Here is a 16,674-nt window from a genome sequence, read left to right as displayed (position 1 = left end):
AAGTTTACGTTGCCCGCGAAGCCCGGCCCGCCACGGCCTCCAGTACGTGCTGAGCCTCGACCCGGTCCTTCGCCCTGCGCCGGTCCTCGAGCACCGATGTCCAGGCGTTGCGGCGTGCGGTGCGCTGGCCGCCGCCCATGAGCAGGGACTCGACGGCGCGCAGGGCGTGGGTGACGGACGGGATGGCGGTAGCGCGGACGGGTGTCGCGGCGTGCATGGTGTGGGTCCCCCCTCGGAGTGGTGACTCGGGAACGGGCGGGTACGGAAGTGCAGCTGTGTGTAAACCCAGGGTCACTGATTGGTGTTACCAGCGCATGACCGGGCGGTCAAACACCCATGAACCGTTGACACGTACGGCTGAAAAACCGGCGCGGCCCGCACGGTCCCCCCACCTGCGGGGACGGTGCGGACCGCGCCGTCTCGGCCATTACTGGCCAGTAATCACTTGTGCCGGGATTCACACGGTCGGTACGGCCGCCAGTGCCTCGCGCCGCTCCATCGCCTGGCCGAACAGCCGGCCCGCGCGGTACGACGAACGGACCAGCGGCCCGGACATCACGCCGGAGTAGCCGATCTCCTCGGCCTCCTCCTTCAGCTCCACGAACTCGTGCGGCTTCACCCAGCGCTCGACGGGGTGGTGACGCGGCGAGGGGCGCAGGTACTGCGTGATCGTGATGAGCTCGCACCCCGCGTCGTAAAGGTCCTGGAGCGCCTGGCTGACCTCTTCGCGCTCCTCACCCATGCCCAGGATGAGGTTCGACTTGGTGACCAGGCCGGCCTCACGGGCGCGGGTGATCACTTCGAGGGAGCGCTCGTAGCGGAAGCCGGGGCGGATGCGCTTGAAGATGCGCGGCACCGTCTCGACGTTGTGCGCGAGCACCTCGGGGCGCGAGGAGAAGACCTCGGCGAGCTGCTCGGGGACGGCGTTGAAGTCGGGGATCAGCAGCTCGACCTTGGTGCGGCCGGCCTCGCGCTCCGCCGTCATCGCGTGGATCTGGCGCACGGTCTCCGCGTACAGCCAGGCGCCGCCGTCCTCCAGGTCGTCGCGCGCGACGCCCGTGATGGTGGCGTAGTTCAGGTCCATCGTGACGACGGACTCACCCACGCGGCGCGGCTCGTCCAGGTCGAGCGCGGCGGGCTTGCCGGTGTCGATCTGGCAGAAGTCGCAGCGCCGGGTGCACTGGTCGCCACCGATGAGGAAGGTGGCCTCGCGGTCCTCCCAGCATTCGTAGATGTTCGGACAGCCGGCCTCCTGGCACACCGTGTGCAGTCCTTCGCCCTTCACGAGCGCCTGCATCTTGGTGTACTCGGGGCCCATCTTCGCCCGGGTCTTGATCCACTCGGGCTTGCGCTCGATGGGGGTCTGGCTGTTCCGGACCTCCAGGCGCAGCATCTTGCGTCCGTCGGGTGCGACTGCGGACACGTCCGGCTCCCTACGACTTCGATTCTTCGGCGTCCACCAGGGTACGCCCGATATTTGTATGGGGATTACGTCTCGCCAACCCATGGCCAGCGGTTCGCATTCCCCGGGGCTAGACGGTGGCCTTCTCGACGGGACGAGGGGCCAGGTCCGCGTTCTCCAGTACGTCCCGCAGGTGCTTCTCGACGACCGGCAGGACGTCGTCGATGGTCACGTCGCGGCCGAGCTCGCCCGCGAGCGAGGCGACGCCGGCGTCGCGGATGCCGCACGGCACGATCCGGTCGAACCAGGTGTTGTCCGGGTTCACGTTCAGCGCGAAGCCGTGCATGGTGACGCCCTTGGCGACCCGGATGCCGATGGCGGCGAGCTTGCGGTCCTCGCGGCGCTGGCCGGCGTTGGACGGGGCGTACTCGGGACCGTTCAGCCGCGCGTCGAACTCCTCGTCCTGCAGCCGCGGGTCGAAGTCCAGGGAGAGCCCGCCGAGCGCCGGCCGCTGCTCCACCGGGTCGCCCAGCACCCACACCCCGCTGCGGCCCTCGACCCGGCTCGTCTCCACGCCGAACTCGGCGCAGGTGCGGATCAGGGCGTCCTCCAGGCGGCGTACGTGCGCCACCACGTCGACCGGGCGCGGCAACTTCATGATCGGGTAGCCGACGAGCTGGCCGGGACCGTGCCAGGTGATCTTGCCGCCGCGGTCCACGTCCACCACGGGCGTGCCGTCCAGCGGGCGCTCGCTGTCCTGCGTACGCCGCCCCGCCGTGTAGACCGGCGGGTGCTCGAGGAGCAGACAGGTGTCCGGGACCTCGTCCAGGAACCGCGCCGCGTGCACCTCGCGCTGCTTCTGCCACGCCTCCTGGTATTCGACCGCCTGCTCGCCGAACCCCAGTCGGACAAACCGCAGCTCACTCACGGCAACGCCTCCCTAGAACCAACAACCAGCGCGTTGTGCGCGCCTCAGCCACTGTACGACCGCTTCGAACGGGGTCGCCGGTCAGGTCGTTTTCGTCAGCCTCGCCACAAATCCTCACACGATCGGATGAATGCGGGTCGAAGGGACCGGAGCGGACGGCGGGGGCCGCTAAATTCGCGCCGTTCCATGAGGGCTGCTGCCCGGGCGCCCAGAAGGCAGGAGACCGCACAGCTGATGACGGAACGACCCCCGCAGCGCACGCCCAACCGCCAGCTCGCCGCGCTCATCGCGGAAGCGGGCTTCTCCAACGCGGGCCTGGCCCGACGGGTGGACCAGCTCGGCCTGGAGCACGGCCTCGACCTGCGGTACGACAAGACGTCGGTGACCCGATGGCTGCGCGGCCAGCAGCCCCGCGGCACCACGCCCGCACTGATCGCCGAGGTCTTCACCCGGCGTCTGGGGCGCCGGCTGACCGCCCAGGACCTGGGGCTCGACGCCTGCGCGCCCGTCTACGCCGGACTGGAGTTCGCGGCCGGTCCGGAGGAGGCCGTCGACATCGTCAGCGGCCTGTGGCGCAAGGACTCGGGCAGTCACGCCGAGCTGCGCAAGATCGCGTTCACCCCGGCCGGGCTCGTCGTCCCGAGCCGCGACTGGCTGATCGGGCGCGCCGACGACCGGGTCGCCCGCGGCGACCCCCCGCCGGTGAACGGCGCACGGGTGCCCGCGCAGGGCCGCGCCGCCGTGCCCCGCCAGCGCCAGACCGACCGCGGACCCGGGCAGCGCGTGACCATGGGGGACATCGCGGCGCTGCGTTCGGTCGGCGAGCTGTTCCGCACGCTCGACCACGCCTACGGCGGCGGGCACGCCCGCCAGGCCCTGGTGCGCTACCTGGAGCACGAGACGGAACCGATGCTGCGCGGTACCTACGGGGAGGCGACCGGGCGCCGGCTCTTCGCCGCCGCCGCGGACCTGACCCGGCTCGCGGGCTGGACGTCGTTCGACATCGCCGCGCACGGGCTCGCCCAGCGGTACTTCGTCCAGGCGCTGCGCCTCGCGCAGGCGGCGGGCGACCGGCCGTACGGGTCGTACGTCCTGGTCACCATGAGCCGCCAGGCGATCCACCTCGGCCACGGCCGGGAGGCCGTGCAACTGGCGCGGGTCGCCCAGCAGGGCCTGGGCAGCGCGGCGCCGGCCGTCGTGCAGGCGCTGCTGCACTCGGTCGAGGCGCGGGGCCACGGTGTGCTGGGCGAGGTCCGGGCATGCACCGCCTCGCTCGTACGGGCGGAGCGCGCGATGGAGGCCGCGCGGCCGGGGGACGAGCTGCCGCACTGGGCGCGCTTCTTCGACGAGGCGCAGCTGGCGGACGAATTCGCGCACTGCCACCGGGACCTCCAGCAGTACCGGGCGGCGGCGCAGCACGCGGAGCGGTCGCTCCAGCTCCGCGCGCCCGGCTACGCGCGCAGCAGGCTGTTCTGCCGCGTGGTGCTGGCGACGGCGCGGCTGGGCCTCGGCGAGCTGGACCAGGCGTGCTCGCTGGGGGCGGAGGCGGCGCAGCAGGCCACGGAGATGCGGTCGGCGCGGGCGCTGGAGTACGTGCGGGACTTCGAGAAGCGCCTGGAGCCGTACCGCGACGCGACAGCGGTCCGCACCTACCGGGACCGGGTGGCGGCGCTGGGCTAGCGGGGGTGCGCGGCGACGCGCTGTTCCCCGCCCCGCCCCGCTGCCGCCCGGACCGGGGGCCGTGGCGTCCGCCGGTCAGGCCGCCTCGCGCAGGTGGGCCGTCGCGTGGGCCGGGTGGATGCCGAAGTCCAGGAGCACCTCGTGCGCGGCCCGGCGGCCCGAGTGGAGCGCTCCCTGGACCGTGCTCGTCCCCCGGTGGTCGCCGCACACGTACAGGCCCGAGAGGAGCCGTACCGGACGGCGCAGATCGTGCGGCGCCGGCATGGCCGGGACCGCCTCCCGGTCGTGGTGCACCGCGAGCAGTTCCCAGGCGTCGGTGGACACGCCGTACAGCTTCGCCAGGTGCGCGCGCACCGCACGGTCGGGGTCCGGCGGCGGGGCGCCGAGGACGGTGGAGGAGATCAACGACCGGCCGCGCGGCGCGCGCGACGGGTCGACCTCGCTGAGCACCGCCGTGTGCGAGACGGGGCCCCCGCGGTCCGCGTCGAGCAGCAGGGCCGGGTCCGAGAGGGGCGGGACGGGCGCGGTGTGGTGCAGGACCGTCACCTGGTGGAAGGCCGGCACCCGCAGGCCCGGCAGGAGATCGGCGGCGGCGCGGGCGCCGGTGGCGAGCAGCAGGGCGCGGCAGCCGAACGTGCCGTGCTCCTCGGTGGTCACCGAGGTGGTGGACGCTCCGGTCACGCGCACTCCCGTACGCACGGTCCCCGGCGGGAGCGTGGCCGCCAGCACCTCGGGCAGCGCCGAGGCCCCTCCCTCCGGCACGCACAGCCTGCCGCGCGCGAAGCCCCGCAGGGCGAGATCGGCGCACCGGCTGGAGGTGGTGAGCCCGGGGTCGCTGAGCAGGGCGGAGAGCAGCGGGCGCAGGAAGCCGTTGACCGTACGAGGCGGCAGGCCGCGCCCCGAGAGGGCTTCGCCGGCGGGGCGTTCGGGCCGGGCCATCAGCCGCTGCACCGGCGTCGCCGCCAGCCGCCCGAGGGCCGCGCCGAGCCGCGCCTGGTCGAGTGCGCCCCCGAACGGCGGCCGGGGCGCCCCGGCCAGGGCCCGCGCGGCGCTGAGCGCGCCTCGCGCGCTCCCCGCCTCGCCCGCGCGGTAGTGACGGCCCTCGCTGTGCACGAGGACGCCGGGGGAGAAGGTGCGCAGCGAGATCCCTTCGAGGCCCGGGGTCCGCAGCAGCTCCGGATAGGCGGTGCTGAGCACTTGGCCGATGCGGTCGAGCCGGAACCCGTCGACCTCGTCGGTGGCCATCCTGCCGCCGACGTGCGGGGCCGCCTCCAGGACGCGGACCGTGACTCCCGCGCTGGTCAGCTGATGGGCTGCGGCGAGGCCGGCGACCCCGGCCCCCACTATGACGACGTCCGCGTGGTGTGCGGTGGTGAACACGTGCCCCTCCCCGAGGTCGGCGTGACTGTGGGGGTCTCATGCCCTCAACACGTTCACGGAATGCCCGAGTTCGGGTTGCAGCGTAGAAGTGGGCAGGGGGCCGGCACAGTCGCGCATCGACCGGGGCATCGGAGCACAACCGGAGCACACCCGGAGAGAAATGGTCGCGCGACGGACAGGAAGTGGCCAGAAACGGTCACCTGCTGGTGCTGAGCCCGGCCCCCGTGGCGGCTCGGCTCAGCGCAACGCCGCCCGCAGCGTGTCCTCGATCTCCGGGAACGCGAACGAGAAGCCGGACTCCTCCAACTGCCGCGGCAGCACCCGCTGACTGACCAGCACGTCCGAGGAGAACTCGCCCAGCGCGAGCCGCAGCGCCGGCGCGGGGACGGTGAACAGCGTGGGCCGCTTCAGCACCCGCCCCATCGCCTCGGTGATCTCACGGTTCGTCACCGGCCTCGGCGCCGTGAGGTTCACCGGACCTTCGAGCGATTCGGTGTCGATCAGATGGCGCAGCGCCGCGACCTGATCGTGCATCGCGATGTAGCTCTGGTACTGACGACCGGACCCCAGCCGCCCGCCGAGCCCCGCCTTGAAGAGCGGGAACAGCCTGCCCCACGCCCCGCCCTCGCGCGCCACCACCAGACCCGTCCGGGCGAACACCGTCCGTACGCCCGCCTCGCGCGCGGGAGCGGCGGCCTCCTCCCAGTCCACGCACACCGACGGCAGGAAACCCTCGCCCGGCGGAGCGCCCTCGTCCACCGCGCGGTCACCCGTGTCGCCGTAGAACCCGATGGCCGAACCGCACACGAGCACCCGGGGCGGCGTGTCCAGGCACGCGACGGCCTCCGCGATCGCGGCCGTGCCGAGGACCCTGCTCTCGCGGATCTCCCGCTTGTACGACGCGGTCCAGCGGTGGTCGCCGACCCCCGCACCCGCGAGGTGCACGACCGCCTCGCACCCGGCGAGACCGTCGGCGTCGACGTACTGCCGCTGGGGGTCCCACGTCACCTCTTCCCGGCTGGTCGCCGCGCGCCGCACCAGGCGGCGCACCTCGTGTCCGTCCGCGCGCAGCGAGCGCACGAGCGCCGTTCCGATGAGACCGGTCGAGCCGGTGACCGCGATCCGCATGCCGCCCATCCTGCCCCGGATTCCCGCCCGGGGGGACCGGATGGCACAGTGACAGCCATGCCGGAGCCCACCGCCGTCCCCCTGATACGTCCCGCCACGACGGCCGACGAGAAGGAGCTGGCCGAGCTCGACCGGGAGACCTGGTCGCCGCTGCACTCCGTGCAGCCGAGGCCGCGGCCGCCGTACGGGCCGTTCTTCGACGCGGGGCACCTGCCCGAGGACATCCTGGTCGCCGAGCTGGATAGCGCGGTCGTCGGATACGTCCGCACCGTCGCGCCCACGCCGCTCGCGAGCAACGCGCACGTGCGCGAGATCCAGGGCCTGGCCGTGGCGGACCGGGCCCGCGGACGCGGCGTCGGGCGGGCACTGCTGCGCGCCGCCTGCGCGACGGCGCGGCGCCGGGGCGCCCTGCGGATGACGCTGCGGGTGCTCGGACACAACGCACCCGCGCGCGCCCTCTACGAGGCCGAGGGATTCGTCGTCGAGGGCGTGCTGCCGGGCGAGTTCCGGCTGGACGGGGCGTACGTCGACGACGTGCTCATGGGGCGCGCGCTGACGGGCGTGCCACAGCTGTCTGGGCCATAGTGGGTGGGGTATGAAGAACCTCCGGACGCCCCCCGCCCCAGCTGCCCGCGCGACGGGCCGCGGGCCCTCGGCGCGATGAGTTCGGCGCGGGCCAGGGGCGCCGAGGAGGTGCCCGGCTGGCTGCGCGGGACACCGCAGCCGCGCTGGCTCAGGGCCCTGCCCGCGGTGATCCTCACGGTCCTCACCGTCGCCCAGATCGTCACCCCCGAGACCCTCCAGCTGGGCTACTTCGTCGTCGCCGTGACGCCCGTCGCGGCCCTCGCCTACGGCCCGCTGAGCGTCGGAGTGCTCGGCTGCCTCACCCTGCTGACGCTGAGCCTGCCGTACGGGCGCCGTATCTGGGACGTGGAGACGCCCGACCTCCTCGCGGTCGTCGTGGTCGTGGTGCTCAGCGTGGTCATCGCATGGGTGCGCACCCGGCGCGAGCAGCAACTGGTCACGGTCCGCACGGTGGCGGAGGCCGCCCAGCTCGCCGTACTGCCGCCGCTGCCCTCCTCCGTGGGCCGGGTGCGGTGCGCGGGGCTGTACCGGTCGGCGCAGCGCGGGCTGCTGGTGGGCGGGGACCTGTACGACGTGCGCGACGGCCCGCACGGCGTACGGGCCCTGGTGGCCGACGTCCAGGGGCACGGTCTGGAAGCCGTCGCGACGGTCGCCGCGCTGCTGGGCGCCTTCCGCGAAGCCGTGCTGGACGAGGAGGACCTGGCGGGGGTGGCGGCGCGGCTGGACAGACGGCTGGTCGTCGACTCCGCCGCCGTGGAGCACGCCGAGCTCTTCGCCACCGCCGTGGTGCTGGAGTGCGACCCCGACGAGCCCGTGCTGCGCGTGGTCAGCTGCGGGCACCCGCCGCCCCTGCTGCTGCGGGGCGGTACGGCGCGGGAGCTCGCGCTGGATCCGGCGCCGCCGCTGGGGCTCGGTCTTGCGGGGACGGTGCCCGTGTCGGTCACCTCCGTACCGCTGGAGCACGGCGACCGGGTCCTGGCCCACACGGACGGGGTGACGGAGGCACGGGACGCCTCCGGCGCGTTCTACCCGCTGGCCCAGCGGCTGCCGGGGCTGGCCGCCACGGTCTCGGAGGACGACCTGATGGCCCTCAACGAGGCGGTGCGCGAGGACCTCGTGCGCTTCGCGGGCAAGGCGGAGAACGTGCAGGACGACGTGGCCCTGCTGGCGATGGGGCACATCGGCTGACAGCGGCGCGGCGGCCCGGGGTCACTTCCCGAAGCGTTCCCACAGCCGCGGGTAGCGCTCGGCCAGGGCCGTCTCGTCCTCGACGTCGAACGGCGTGCCCGCCGGCTCCGGCGCCTGCGCCGCGACCCCCAGGTCCGGTGCGACCACGCCCGTGAGCTGCTCGTACGCCTCGTCCGCCGCGTACCCCAGGTCCTCTCCGTCGCCGTCGACCTCGTCGTCGAAGTCGTCGAGGAGGTCGGCCAGGTGGTCCGGGTCGTGCAGCGCGCCCTCGAACACCTCCCGGCCCTGGGCGATCAGCCAGCAGCGGAAGTAGTCGAACGCGTCGTCGGTCGCACCACCGAGCAGCACGGACGCCGCGCCCCACAGGTCCCAGTGGAAGGCGCGGTTGTAGCGGGCCTCGAAGTGCCGGGCGAAGTCGAGCACGGAGTCGGGGTCGAGCTGGAGCAACGCGTCGACCAGCAGATCGGCGTGATCCTCGGGATCGCCCTCGGCGGCCTCGCGGGTGTGGTCGATGATCTCCCAGAATTCCGTCTCGTCCATCACGGGACAAGCATCGGCCTTGCCGCAGGCGTACGCACGCGCAGTACCCCGGATGCGGCTGTGTCGTTACCGTGCCGCGTCCGGGCGGGCGCGCGCGGCGCGGCAAACAGGACAGAAGATGTCGCCTTTGGGTGCCAGTGTGGTCGCGTACGGAGGGATCCGTACGGCGCACATCACGGGATCCGAGGTGAGGAGCAGGTATGAGCGAGCAGGACACCCCTCTCAAGGGCAGGATCGCGCTCGTGGCCGGGGCGACCCGGGGCGGGGGACGGGCCATCGCCGTCCAGCTGGGAGCGGCCGGTGCGAAGGTGTACGTCACCGGGCGCACCACCCGCGAGCACGTCAGCGAGGTGGGACGCCCCGGGGAGACCATCGAGCAGACCGCCGATCTCATCAACGACGCGGGCGGCGAAGCCGTCGCCGTACCCACCGACCACCTCGAAGAGGACCAGGTCAGGGCGCTTGTCGAGCGGATCGACCGGGAGCACGGCCGACTGGACATCCTGGTCGACAGCGTCTGGGGCGGCGATCACCTGCTCGAATTCGGCAAGAAGATGTGGGACACGGACCTCGCGGTCGGACTGCGGATGCTGGAGCTCGGCGTGAAGACCCACGCCATCACGCTCGGCGTCGCGGTACCCCTGCTGGTGCGCAACCCCGGCGGGCTCGTGGTCGAGATGACCGACGGCACGGACGAGTACAACCGCACGCACTTCCGGGAGAACTTCTACTACGACCTGGCCAAGACCGCGCCGATCCGCATGGCGTTCGCCCTCGGCCACGATCTCGCGGACGTGGGCTGCACGGCGGTGTGCGTCACCCCCGGGTTCCTCCGCTCGGAGGAGATGCTGGACAACTTCGGCGTCACCGAGGAGAACTGGCGCGACGCGATCGCCGAGGTCCCCGGCTTCGAGGTCGCCGAGTCGCCGGTGTACGTCGGCCGGGCGGTCGCGGCCCTCGCCGCCGACCCCGGGCGGGCGCGCTGGAACGGGCGGTCGCTGTCCAGCGGGCAGCTCGCCAAGGAGTACGGCTTCACGGACGCGGACGGCAGCCGGCCGGACGGCTGGCCGTACTACGCGGAGGTCGTGCAGGGCGGCAAGGACGCCCCGGTGAGCGACTACCGCTAGCCGCGGCGGACCCGGACCAGCGGCGCGGCCCCGCTCAGTCGTAGAGCCGCGCGGTGCGGGCCGCCGCCTCCGCGAAGCGTTCGCGGAGGTCCGGCGGGGCCAGGACCTCCAGCTCGGGGCCGACGGAGAACAGCTGGCCGAAGGCGACCTCGTACGACTCGACCGGCAGGGTCACCGTGACCCGCCCCCGTTCGTCCGGCGGCCCGGCGGACGCCAGCGCCTCGGTCGCCGCCGCCCGGTCCACGGCGTACGGCAGCGCCCGCGCGCCCGCCTCCGACAGCCGCACCACCACCTCGGACCGCAGGATCGAGCGGGCGAAGTCCGCCGCGCGCTCCTCCCAGAACTCCGGCAGTACGAAGCTCTCGTCGCGTACGAAACGCTCCTCGGACACGGCCACGGCGGCGAAGCGGTCGATCCGGTACACCCGGAAGTCCTCGCCGGAGCGGGCGCACAGGTACCAGACGCCGGCCTTGAGCACGAGGCCGTACGGCGCCAGTTCCCGCTCCACCTCGCGGTCGTGGCCGCGCCGGTAGCGGCCGGTGATCATCCGGTCGTCCCAGACGGCTTCCGCGATCGTGGGCAGCAGTTCGGGCGTCTTGGGCTCCTGGTACCAGCCGGGGGCGTCCAGATGGAACCGCTGGGCCGCCGTGTCCGAGGCGTCCCGCAGGGAAGGCAGCAGCGCCGCCGAAACCTTCAGCCGCGCCGCCGACGCCGCGTCGTCGAGACCCATCTCGCGCAGGGCCCCCGGCAGCCCCGAGAGGAACAGCGCCTCGGCCTCGCTGCGGGCGAGGCCGGTCAGCCGGGTGCGGTACCCGCCGATGAGCCGGTATCCGCCGGTCCGCCCCCGGTCGGCGTACACCGGGACGCCCGCCTCCGACAGGGCCTGTGCGTCGCGGGTGACGGTTCGCTCGGAGACCTCCAGCTCACGGGCCAGTTCGGCGGCGGTCATGGAGGGGCGGGACTGGAGCAGAAGCACCATTTTGATGAGGCGGGCTGCGCGCATGGCGGCCATTGTGCCGGGTGGCGGGGGCGGGCGGGGGGCCGCTGCGCGGGCTTTTCCCGGGGCCGCGTCCCGGGCTGGATCTCCCGGTACGCAGGGGCCCGAGCGGCAGCCCCGATCGCCGGAGGGGCCGGTCCTGCCGCGTCGCGGCGACCACCGGCCCCTCCCGCGCCCGGGATTCTCACCCGGCACGGATCACAGGCCGTACCGCTCCCGCGCTTCCTTGACCGCCGAGGCCGGCACCTCGCCGCGGCGGGTGAGCTGCGCGAGCGCGGCCACCACGATCGACTGGGCGTCGACGCCGAAGTGGCGGCGGGCCGCCTCTCGGGTGTCCGAGAGGCCGAAGCCGTCCGTACCGAGCGAGGAGTAGTCCTGCTCGACCCACTGGCTGATCTGGTCGGGAACCTGCCGCATCCAGTCGCTCACCGCGAGCACCGGGCCGGGCGCGCCCTCCAGCGCCTGCGTGACGTACGGCGTGCGCACCTCGCCGCGCAGCAGCGCCTCGTCGCACTCCAGCGCGTCCCGGCGCAGCTCGCCCCACGAGGTGGCGGACCAGACGTCGGCCGCGACGCCCCAGTCGGCGGCGAGGAGCTCCTGCGCCTCCAGCGCCCAGTGGATCGCCGTGCCGGATCCGAGGAGCTGGACGCGCGGGGTCTCGGCGGTGGCGTTCGCCGCCTCCTTGAAGCGGTAGAGGCCCTTGAGGATGCCCTCCTCGACGCCTTCCGGCATCGCGGGCTGCGGCTTCGGCTCGTTGTAGACCGTCAGGTAGTAGAAGACGTTCTCGGCCTCGGGGCCGTACATCCGGCGCAGGCCGTCCTTGACGATGACGGCGATCTCGTACGCGAACGCCGGGTCGTAGTTGAGCGACGCCGGGTTCGTGGACGCGATCAGGTGCGAGTGGCCGTCCGCGTGCTGGAGGCCCTCACCCGTCAGGGTCGTACGGCCGGCGGTCGCGCCGACGATGAAGCCCTTGCCCAACTGGTCGGCGAGCTGCCACATCTGGTCGGCGGTGCGCTGCCAGCCGAACATCGAGTAGAAGATGTAGAAGGGGATCATCGGCTCGCCGTGCGTCGCGTACGACGTGGCGGCGGCGATGAAGTCGGCCATCGCGCCGGCCTCGGTGATGCCCTCGTTGAGGATCTGGCCGTTCTTGGCTTCCTTGTAGTACATGAGCTGGTCGCGGTCGACCGGCTCGTACGTCTGGCCCAGCGGCGAGTAGATGCCGGCCGACGGGAACAGCGACTCCATGCCGAACGTGCGCGCCTCGTCGGGGACGATCGGCACCCAGCGCTTGCCGGTCTCCTTGTCCCGCATCAGCTCCTTGGCCAGCCGGACGAAGGCCATGGTGGTGGCCATCTCCTGCTTGCCCGAGCCCTTGAGGAGGGCGCTGAAGGACCGGTCGGCGGGCTCGGGCAGGGCCACCGCGTGCACCCGGCGGGCCGGGGCGGGGCCGCCGAGGGCGGCGCGGCGCTCCTGGAGGTAGCGGACCTCGGGGGAGTCGGCGCCGGGGTGCCCGTACGGCACCAGGTCCTCGTCCAGCTTCGAGTCCGGGATGGGCAGCTCCAGCAGGTCCCGCATCGCGCGGAACTCCTTGCCGGAGAGCTTCTTCATCTGGTGGTTGGCGTTCTTCGACTCGAAGCCGGGGCCGAGCGTGTAGCCCTTCACGGTCTGCGCCAGGATCACGGTCGGCGCGCCCTTGAACTCCACCGCCGCCTTGTACGCCGCGTACACCTTGCGGGCCTCGTGGCCGCCGCGGGAGGTGTGGAAACACTCGGCGATCTTGGCGTCGGTGAGCAGCCTGCCCAGCTCGGCCAGCGCCGGCTCGGCACCGAAGAAGTGCTCGCGGATGTACGCCACGTCGCGGGTCGCGTACGTCTGGAACTGCGCGTCCGGCACCGCGCGCAGCCGGCGTACCAGCGCGCCCTGCGTGTCCAGCTGGAACAGCTCGTCCCAGGCGGAGCCCCACAGCGTCTTGACGACGTTCCAGCCGGCGCCCCGGAACTGGGCCTCCAGCTCCTGCACGACGCGGAAGTTCGCGCGGACCGGACCGTCGAGGCGCTGGAGGTTGCAGTTGATGACGAAGGTCAGGTTGTCGAGCTGCTCGCGGGCCGCGAGGGTGATCGCGGTGGTCGACTCGGGCTCGTCCATCTCCCCGTCGCCGAGGAACGCCCACACGTGCGAGTTCGAGGTGTCCTTGATGTCGCGGTTCTGCAGGTAGCGGTTGAAGCGCGCCTGGTAGATCGCGGACAGCGGGCCCAGGCCCATGGACACGGTCGGGAACTCCCACAGCCAGGGCAGCCGGCGCGGGTGCGGGTACGAGGGCAGGCCGTCGCCGCCGGACTCCTGGCGGAAGCGGTCCAGCTGGTCCTCGCTGAGGCGGCCGTCGAGGAAGGCGCGGGCGTAGATGCCGGGGGAGGCGTGGCCCTGGATGTAGAGCTGGTCGCCCGAGCCGTCGCCCTCCTTGCCGCGGAAGAAGTGGTTGAAGCCGGTCTCGTACAGCCAGGCGGCCGAGGCGAAGGTGGCGATGTGGCCGCCGACGCCGAAGCGGGAGCCGCGGGTGACCATGGCAGCGGCGTTCCAGCGGTTCCAGGCGGTGATCCGGGCTTCCATCGCCTCGTCGCCGTCGAAGGCGGGCTCGGCGGCGGTGGGGATGGTGTTGACGTAGTCCGTCTCCAGCAGCTTCGGCAGCGCGATGCCGGCGCCTTCGGCGTGCTGGAGCGTGCGGCGCATCAGGTAGGCGGCCCGCTGCGGGCCGGCGGCCTTGGTGACGGCGTCGAGGGAGGCCGCCCATTCGGCGGTCTCCTCGGTGTCACGGTCCGGGAGCTGGTCGAGCTCGCTCGGAGAGATGCCTACGGGGTCGGTCATGATGGCCGCCTTCCGGACAGGAGGGGGGTGGAGAAAAGGGGGGCCTTGTCTGGCAGGACAGGGCGGCGGGTCGGTGGACCCGCCGTCGACTGTAAGTCCCTGATCGATGATCGATCAAAGCTTGGAGCCGAAAAACTTCTCCGTACAACGAAATTGGCATTCCGTGCCGCGAAAGAGGGCACGCGGTGCCGTCGCGTTTGTGGCATTTCGGGCGCTGAGGGGTGGCCCGGTGCGGCCTGGCGCCGCGCAGTGGTGGAGAGGTGGGCCGTTACGCGCGCGGGGCGCAGCCCAGGACGTGGGCCTTGACCAGGGAGCCGATTTCGGGGTCGCGGCGGCGGAAGGCCTGGACCAGGGCGTCGTGCTCCTCGGCGTACGACTTCTGGACCGTGCCGAGCCAGCGGATGGAGAGCGCGGTGAAGACCTCGATGCCCAGGCCCTCCCAGGTGTGCAGCAGGACGCTGTTCCGTGCCGCCCGCACCAGTTCCCGGTGGAAGGCGACGGTGTGGCGCACCTGCGCCGTCCCGTCCGCCGTGCGGTCCGCCTCGTACAGGGCCGCCACGTGCGGCTCCAGCGCCGAGCAGTCCTCCGCCAGGGCGGACGCCGCGAGCTCGGCCGCGATCTGCTCCAGGCCGGCCCGTACCGGATAGCTCTCCTCCAGGTCGGCCGCCGTCAGGTTCCGCACCCGTACGCCTTTGTTCGGTGCCGACTCGATCAGGCGCAGCGACTCCAGCTCGCGCAGGGCCTCCCGTACGGGCGTCTGGCTGACCTCCAGCTCGGTCGCGATCCGGCGCTCCACGATCCGCTCGCCCGGCTTCCAGCGTCCGCTGACGATCCCCTCCACGATGTGCTCGCGGATCTGCTCGCGCAGCGAGTGGACGACGGGCGGGGTCATGAAGTGCTCCTTCAAGCCGTGTTGAGACTCCTAGACCATACGGCGGCGCCCCCGCCCGGATGTACTCCGGACGGGGGCGCACACGCTGGTGAGACGAGCGTTACAGGCCGAGCTCGACCTCGAACTCGCCGGCCTCCAGGATCGCCTTGACGGCCGTCAGGTAACGGGCCGCGTCGGCGCCGTCCACCAGACGGTGGTCGTAGGAGAGAGCCAGGTAGGTCATGTCGCGGATCGCGATGGTCTCGCCCAGGTCCGGGTGGTTGATGACCACCGGGCGCTTGACGGTGGCGCCGATGCCCAGGATGGCGACCTGGTTCGGCGGCACGATGACCGTGTCGAACAGCGCACCGCGCGAACCGGTGTTGCTGATCGTGAAGGTCGCGCCGGACATCTCGTCCGGGCTGATCTTGCCGGAGCGGGCCTTGCCGGCCAGCTCGGCGGTCTTCTTGGAGATGCCGGCGAGGTTGAGGTCGCCCGCACCCTTGATGACCGGGGTCATCAGACCCTTCTCGGCGTCCACCGCGATACCGATGTTCTCGGTGTCGAAGTAGGTGATCGTGCCCTCGTCCTCGTTGATCCGGGCGTTGACGACCGGGTAGGCCTTCAGCGCCTGGGCCGCGGCCTTGACGAAGAACGGCATCGGGGACAGCTTGACGCCCTCGCGGGCGGCGAACGCGTCCTTCGCCTTGTTGCGCAGCTTCATCAGCTTGGTGATGTCGACCTCGACGACCGAGGTCAGCTGGGCCTGCGTGTGCAGGGCCTTCATCATGTTGTCGCCGATGACCTTGCGCATGCGCGTCATCTTGACCGTCTGACCGCGCAGCGGGGACACCTCGAGGGACGGAGCCTTCGAAGCGGCGGCCGGGGCGGCGGCAGCGGGAGCCGGGGCAGCGGCGGCGGCCTTGGCGGCCTCGGCCGCGGCCACGACGTCCTGCTTGCGGATCCGGCCACCGACGCCGGTGCCCTTGACCGAGCCCAGGTCGACGCTGTTCTCGGCGGCGAGCTTACGGACCAGCGGCGTCACGTACGCACCGTCCGCGTCGCCCGTGGAGGGGGCGGCGGGGGCGGGAGCGGCCGGAGCGGCGGCCGGGGCCGGAGCCGCGGGAGCCGGTGCGGGGGCGGCCGGTGCGGGCTGCGCCGGAGCCGGAGCCTGGACGGCGGCCTCGGCCGGAGCCGGTGCCGGGGCGGCGGGGGCCGGTGCCGGTGCCGGGGCGGCGGCCGGCTCGGGAGCCGGTGCGGCGGCGGGGGCCGGGGCCTCCTGGGCCGGGGCGGCGGCCGGAGCCGCGCCCGCGGCGCCGATGACGGCGAGCTTCGCGCCGACCTCGGCGGTCTCGTCCTCGCCGACCAGGATCTCCAGCAGCGTGCCGGCGGCCGGGGAGGGGATCTCGGTGTCGACCTTGTCGGTCGAGACCTCGAGCAGCGGCTCGTCCTCCGCGACCTCCTCGCCGACCTCCTTCAGCCAGCGGGTGACGGTGCCCTCGGTGACCGACTCGCCCAGCGCGGGCAGTACTACATCGGTCCCGGAGGCGCCGCCGGCCGGTGCGGCGGCGGGGGCCTCGGCGGCCGGGGCCGGCGCGGCCTCGGGCTGTGCAGCCGGGGCCTCGGCGGCGGGGGCCTCGGCAGGTGCCTCGGCGGCCGGTGCCTCAGCCACAGGCGGGCTGGCGTCAGCCGCACCCGTGCCGTCGTCGATGACGGCCAGCTCGGCGCCGACCTCCACCGTCTCGTCCTCGGCGACCTTGATGGACGCGAGGATGCCGGCGGCGGGGGCCGGGATCTCGGTGTCGACCTTGTCGGTCGAGACCTCGAGCAGCGGCTCGTCAGCCTCGACGCGCTCGCCCTCGGCCTTGAGCCAACGGGTGACAGTGCCCTCGGTGACGCTCTCGCCGAGCGCCGGAAGGGTTACGGAAACCGGCATGGTTTCTGTTGCTCCTTACGAATTGCGGAAGTGGTCGTCGCGCC

At 72.8% G+C, this 16,674-nt stretch carries 14 protein-coding genes; 4 read left to right on the top strand and 10 right to left on the bottom strand.

What is annotated here, in order from left to right; all coding sequences use genetic code 11:
• Positions 1 to 4 precede the first annotated feature (4 nt).
• From IE185_RS02330 to lipB, 3 genes are all read right to left on the bottom strand, one after another.
• Positions 5 to 217 (bottom strand): SCO2195 family GlnR-regulated protein, encoded by a 213-nt coding sequence (locus tag IE185_RS02330; protein ID WP_138895362.1) that lies wholly within the window; start codon positions 215 to 217, stop codon positions 5 to 7.
• A gap of 240 nt (positions 218 to 457) precedes the next feature.
• Positions 458 to 1,423 (bottom strand): lipoyl synthase, encoded by a 966-nt coding sequence (lipA, locus tag IE185_RS02325; protein ID WP_138895363.1) that lies wholly within the window; start codon positions 1,421 to 1,423, stop codon positions 458 to 460.
• Positions 1,424 to 1,532: 109 nt separating this feature from the next.
• A complete protein-coding gene (gene lipB / locus IE185_RS02320) occupies positions 1,533 to 2,330 on the bottom strand; it encodes a lipoyl(octanoyl) transferase LipB (RefSeq protein WP_138895364.1) in 798 nt (265 codons plus the stop codon).
• 234 nt (positions 2,331 to 2,564) lie between these two features.
• On the opposite strand from lipB, the gene IE185_RS02315 reads away from it, so the two are divergent.
• Positions 2,565 to 4,010: an NsdA family TPR-like regulatory protein gene (locus IE185_RS02315; RefSeq protein ID WP_138907723.1), complete on the top strand. Its 1,446-nt coding sequence runs from the start codon at positions 2,565 to 2,567 to the stop codon at positions 4,008 to 4,010.
• A gap of 75 nt (positions 4,011 to 4,085) precedes the next feature.
• Here the strand turns inward: IE185_RS02315 and IE185_RS02310 are convergent, their stop codons facing one another.
• Positions 4,086 to 5,390, bottom strand: a complete 1,305-nt coding sequence (locus IE185_RS02310) for an NAD(P)/FAD-dependent oxidoreductase (protein WP_138895366.1) — start codon at positions 5,388 to 5,390, stop codon at positions 4,086 to 4,088.
• A gap of 237 nt (positions 5,391 to 5,627) precedes the next feature.
• Positions 5,628 to 6,527, bottom strand: a complete 900-nt coding sequence (locus IE185_RS02305; protein WP_138907722.1) for a TIGR01777 family oxidoreductase — start codon at positions 6,525 to 6,527, stop codon at positions 5,628 to 5,630.
• A gap of 48 nt (positions 6,528 to 6,575) precedes the next feature.
• Here IE185_RS02305 and IE185_RS02300 point away from each other — a divergent pair, with 48 nt between their 5' ends.
• Entirely contained in the window at positions 6,576 to 7,103 is a 528-nt protein-coding gene (locus tag IE185_RS02300) for a GNAT family N-acetyltransferase (RefSeq protein ID WP_138898242.1), read from the top strand.
• A 75-nt stretch (positions 7,104 to 7,178) separates the two neighbouring features.
• Positions 7,179 to 8,291, top strand: a complete 1,113-nt coding sequence (locus IE185_RS02295) for a PP2C family protein-serine/threonine phosphatase (RefSeq protein ID WP_138898241.1) — start codon at positions 7,179 to 7,181, stop codon at positions 8,289 to 8,291.
• Between the two features lie 21 nt (positions 8,292 to 8,312).
• Here IE185_RS02295 and IE185_RS02290 read toward each other — a convergent pair whose 3' ends face one another.
• Positions 8,313 to 8,831, bottom strand: coding sequence for a DUF4240 domain-containing protein (locus IE185_RS02290; protein ID WP_138898240.1), 519 nt, complete (start codon positions 8,829 to 8,831; stop codon positions 8,313 to 8,315).
• A 200-nt stretch (positions 8,832 to 9,031) separates the two neighbouring features.
• Between IE185_RS02290 and IE185_RS02285 the strand changes: the two genes are divergently transcribed.
• A complete protein-coding gene (locus IE185_RS02285; protein ID WP_138898239.1) occupies positions 9,032 to 9,958 on the top strand; it encodes an SDR family oxidoreductase in 927 nt (308 codons plus the stop codon).
• A 34-nt stretch (positions 9,959 to 9,992) separates the two neighbouring features.
• Here the strand turns inward: IE185_RS02285 and IE185_RS02280 are convergent, their stop codons facing one another.
• From IE185_RS02280 to sucB, 4 genes are all read right to left on the bottom strand, one after another.
• The gene (locus tag IE185_RS02280) at positions 9,993 to 10,961 is read right to left on the bottom strand and encodes a helix-turn-helix transcriptional regulator (protein ID WP_138898238.1); all 969 of its coding nucleotides are present in this window, start codon (positions 10,959 to 10,961) and stop codon (positions 9,993 to 9,995) included.
• 192 nt (positions 10,962 to 11,153) lie between these two features.
• The gene (aceE, locus tag IE185_RS02275) at positions 11,154 to 13,823 is read right to left on the bottom strand and encodes a pyruvate dehydrogenase (acetyl-transferring), homodimeric type (protein ID WP_138898406.1); all 2,670 of its coding nucleotides are present in this window, start codon (positions 13,821 to 13,823) and stop codon (positions 11,154 to 11,156) included.
• 268 nt (positions 13,824 to 14,091) lie between these two features.
• Positions 14,092 to 14,715 (bottom strand): GntR family transcriptional regulator, encoded by a 624-nt coding sequence (locus IE185_RS02270; protein ID WP_138898405.1) that lies wholly within the window; start codon positions 14,713 to 14,715, stop codon positions 14,092 to 14,094.
• Between the two features lie 100 nt (positions 14,716 to 14,815).
• Positions 14,816 to 16,630: a 2-oxoglutarate dehydrogenase, E2 component, dihydrolipoamide succinyltransferase gene (gene sucB, locus IE185_RS02265; RefSeq protein ID WP_189714489.1), complete on the bottom strand. Its 1,815-nt coding sequence runs from the start codon at positions 16,628 to 16,630 to the stop codon at positions 14,816 to 14,818.
• Positions 16,631 to 16,674: the final 44 nt, after the last annotated feature.

It is taken from the genome of Streptomyces chryseus (genome assembly GCF_014650755.1).
Taxonomy (GTDB): Bacteria; Actinomycetota; Actinomycetes; order Streptomycetales; family Streptomycetaceae; genus Streptomyces; species Streptomyces chryseus.
The sequence above is the reverse complement of the archived record's forward strand: the minus strand, read 5'-3'. Positions and strand labels throughout refer to the sequence as shown.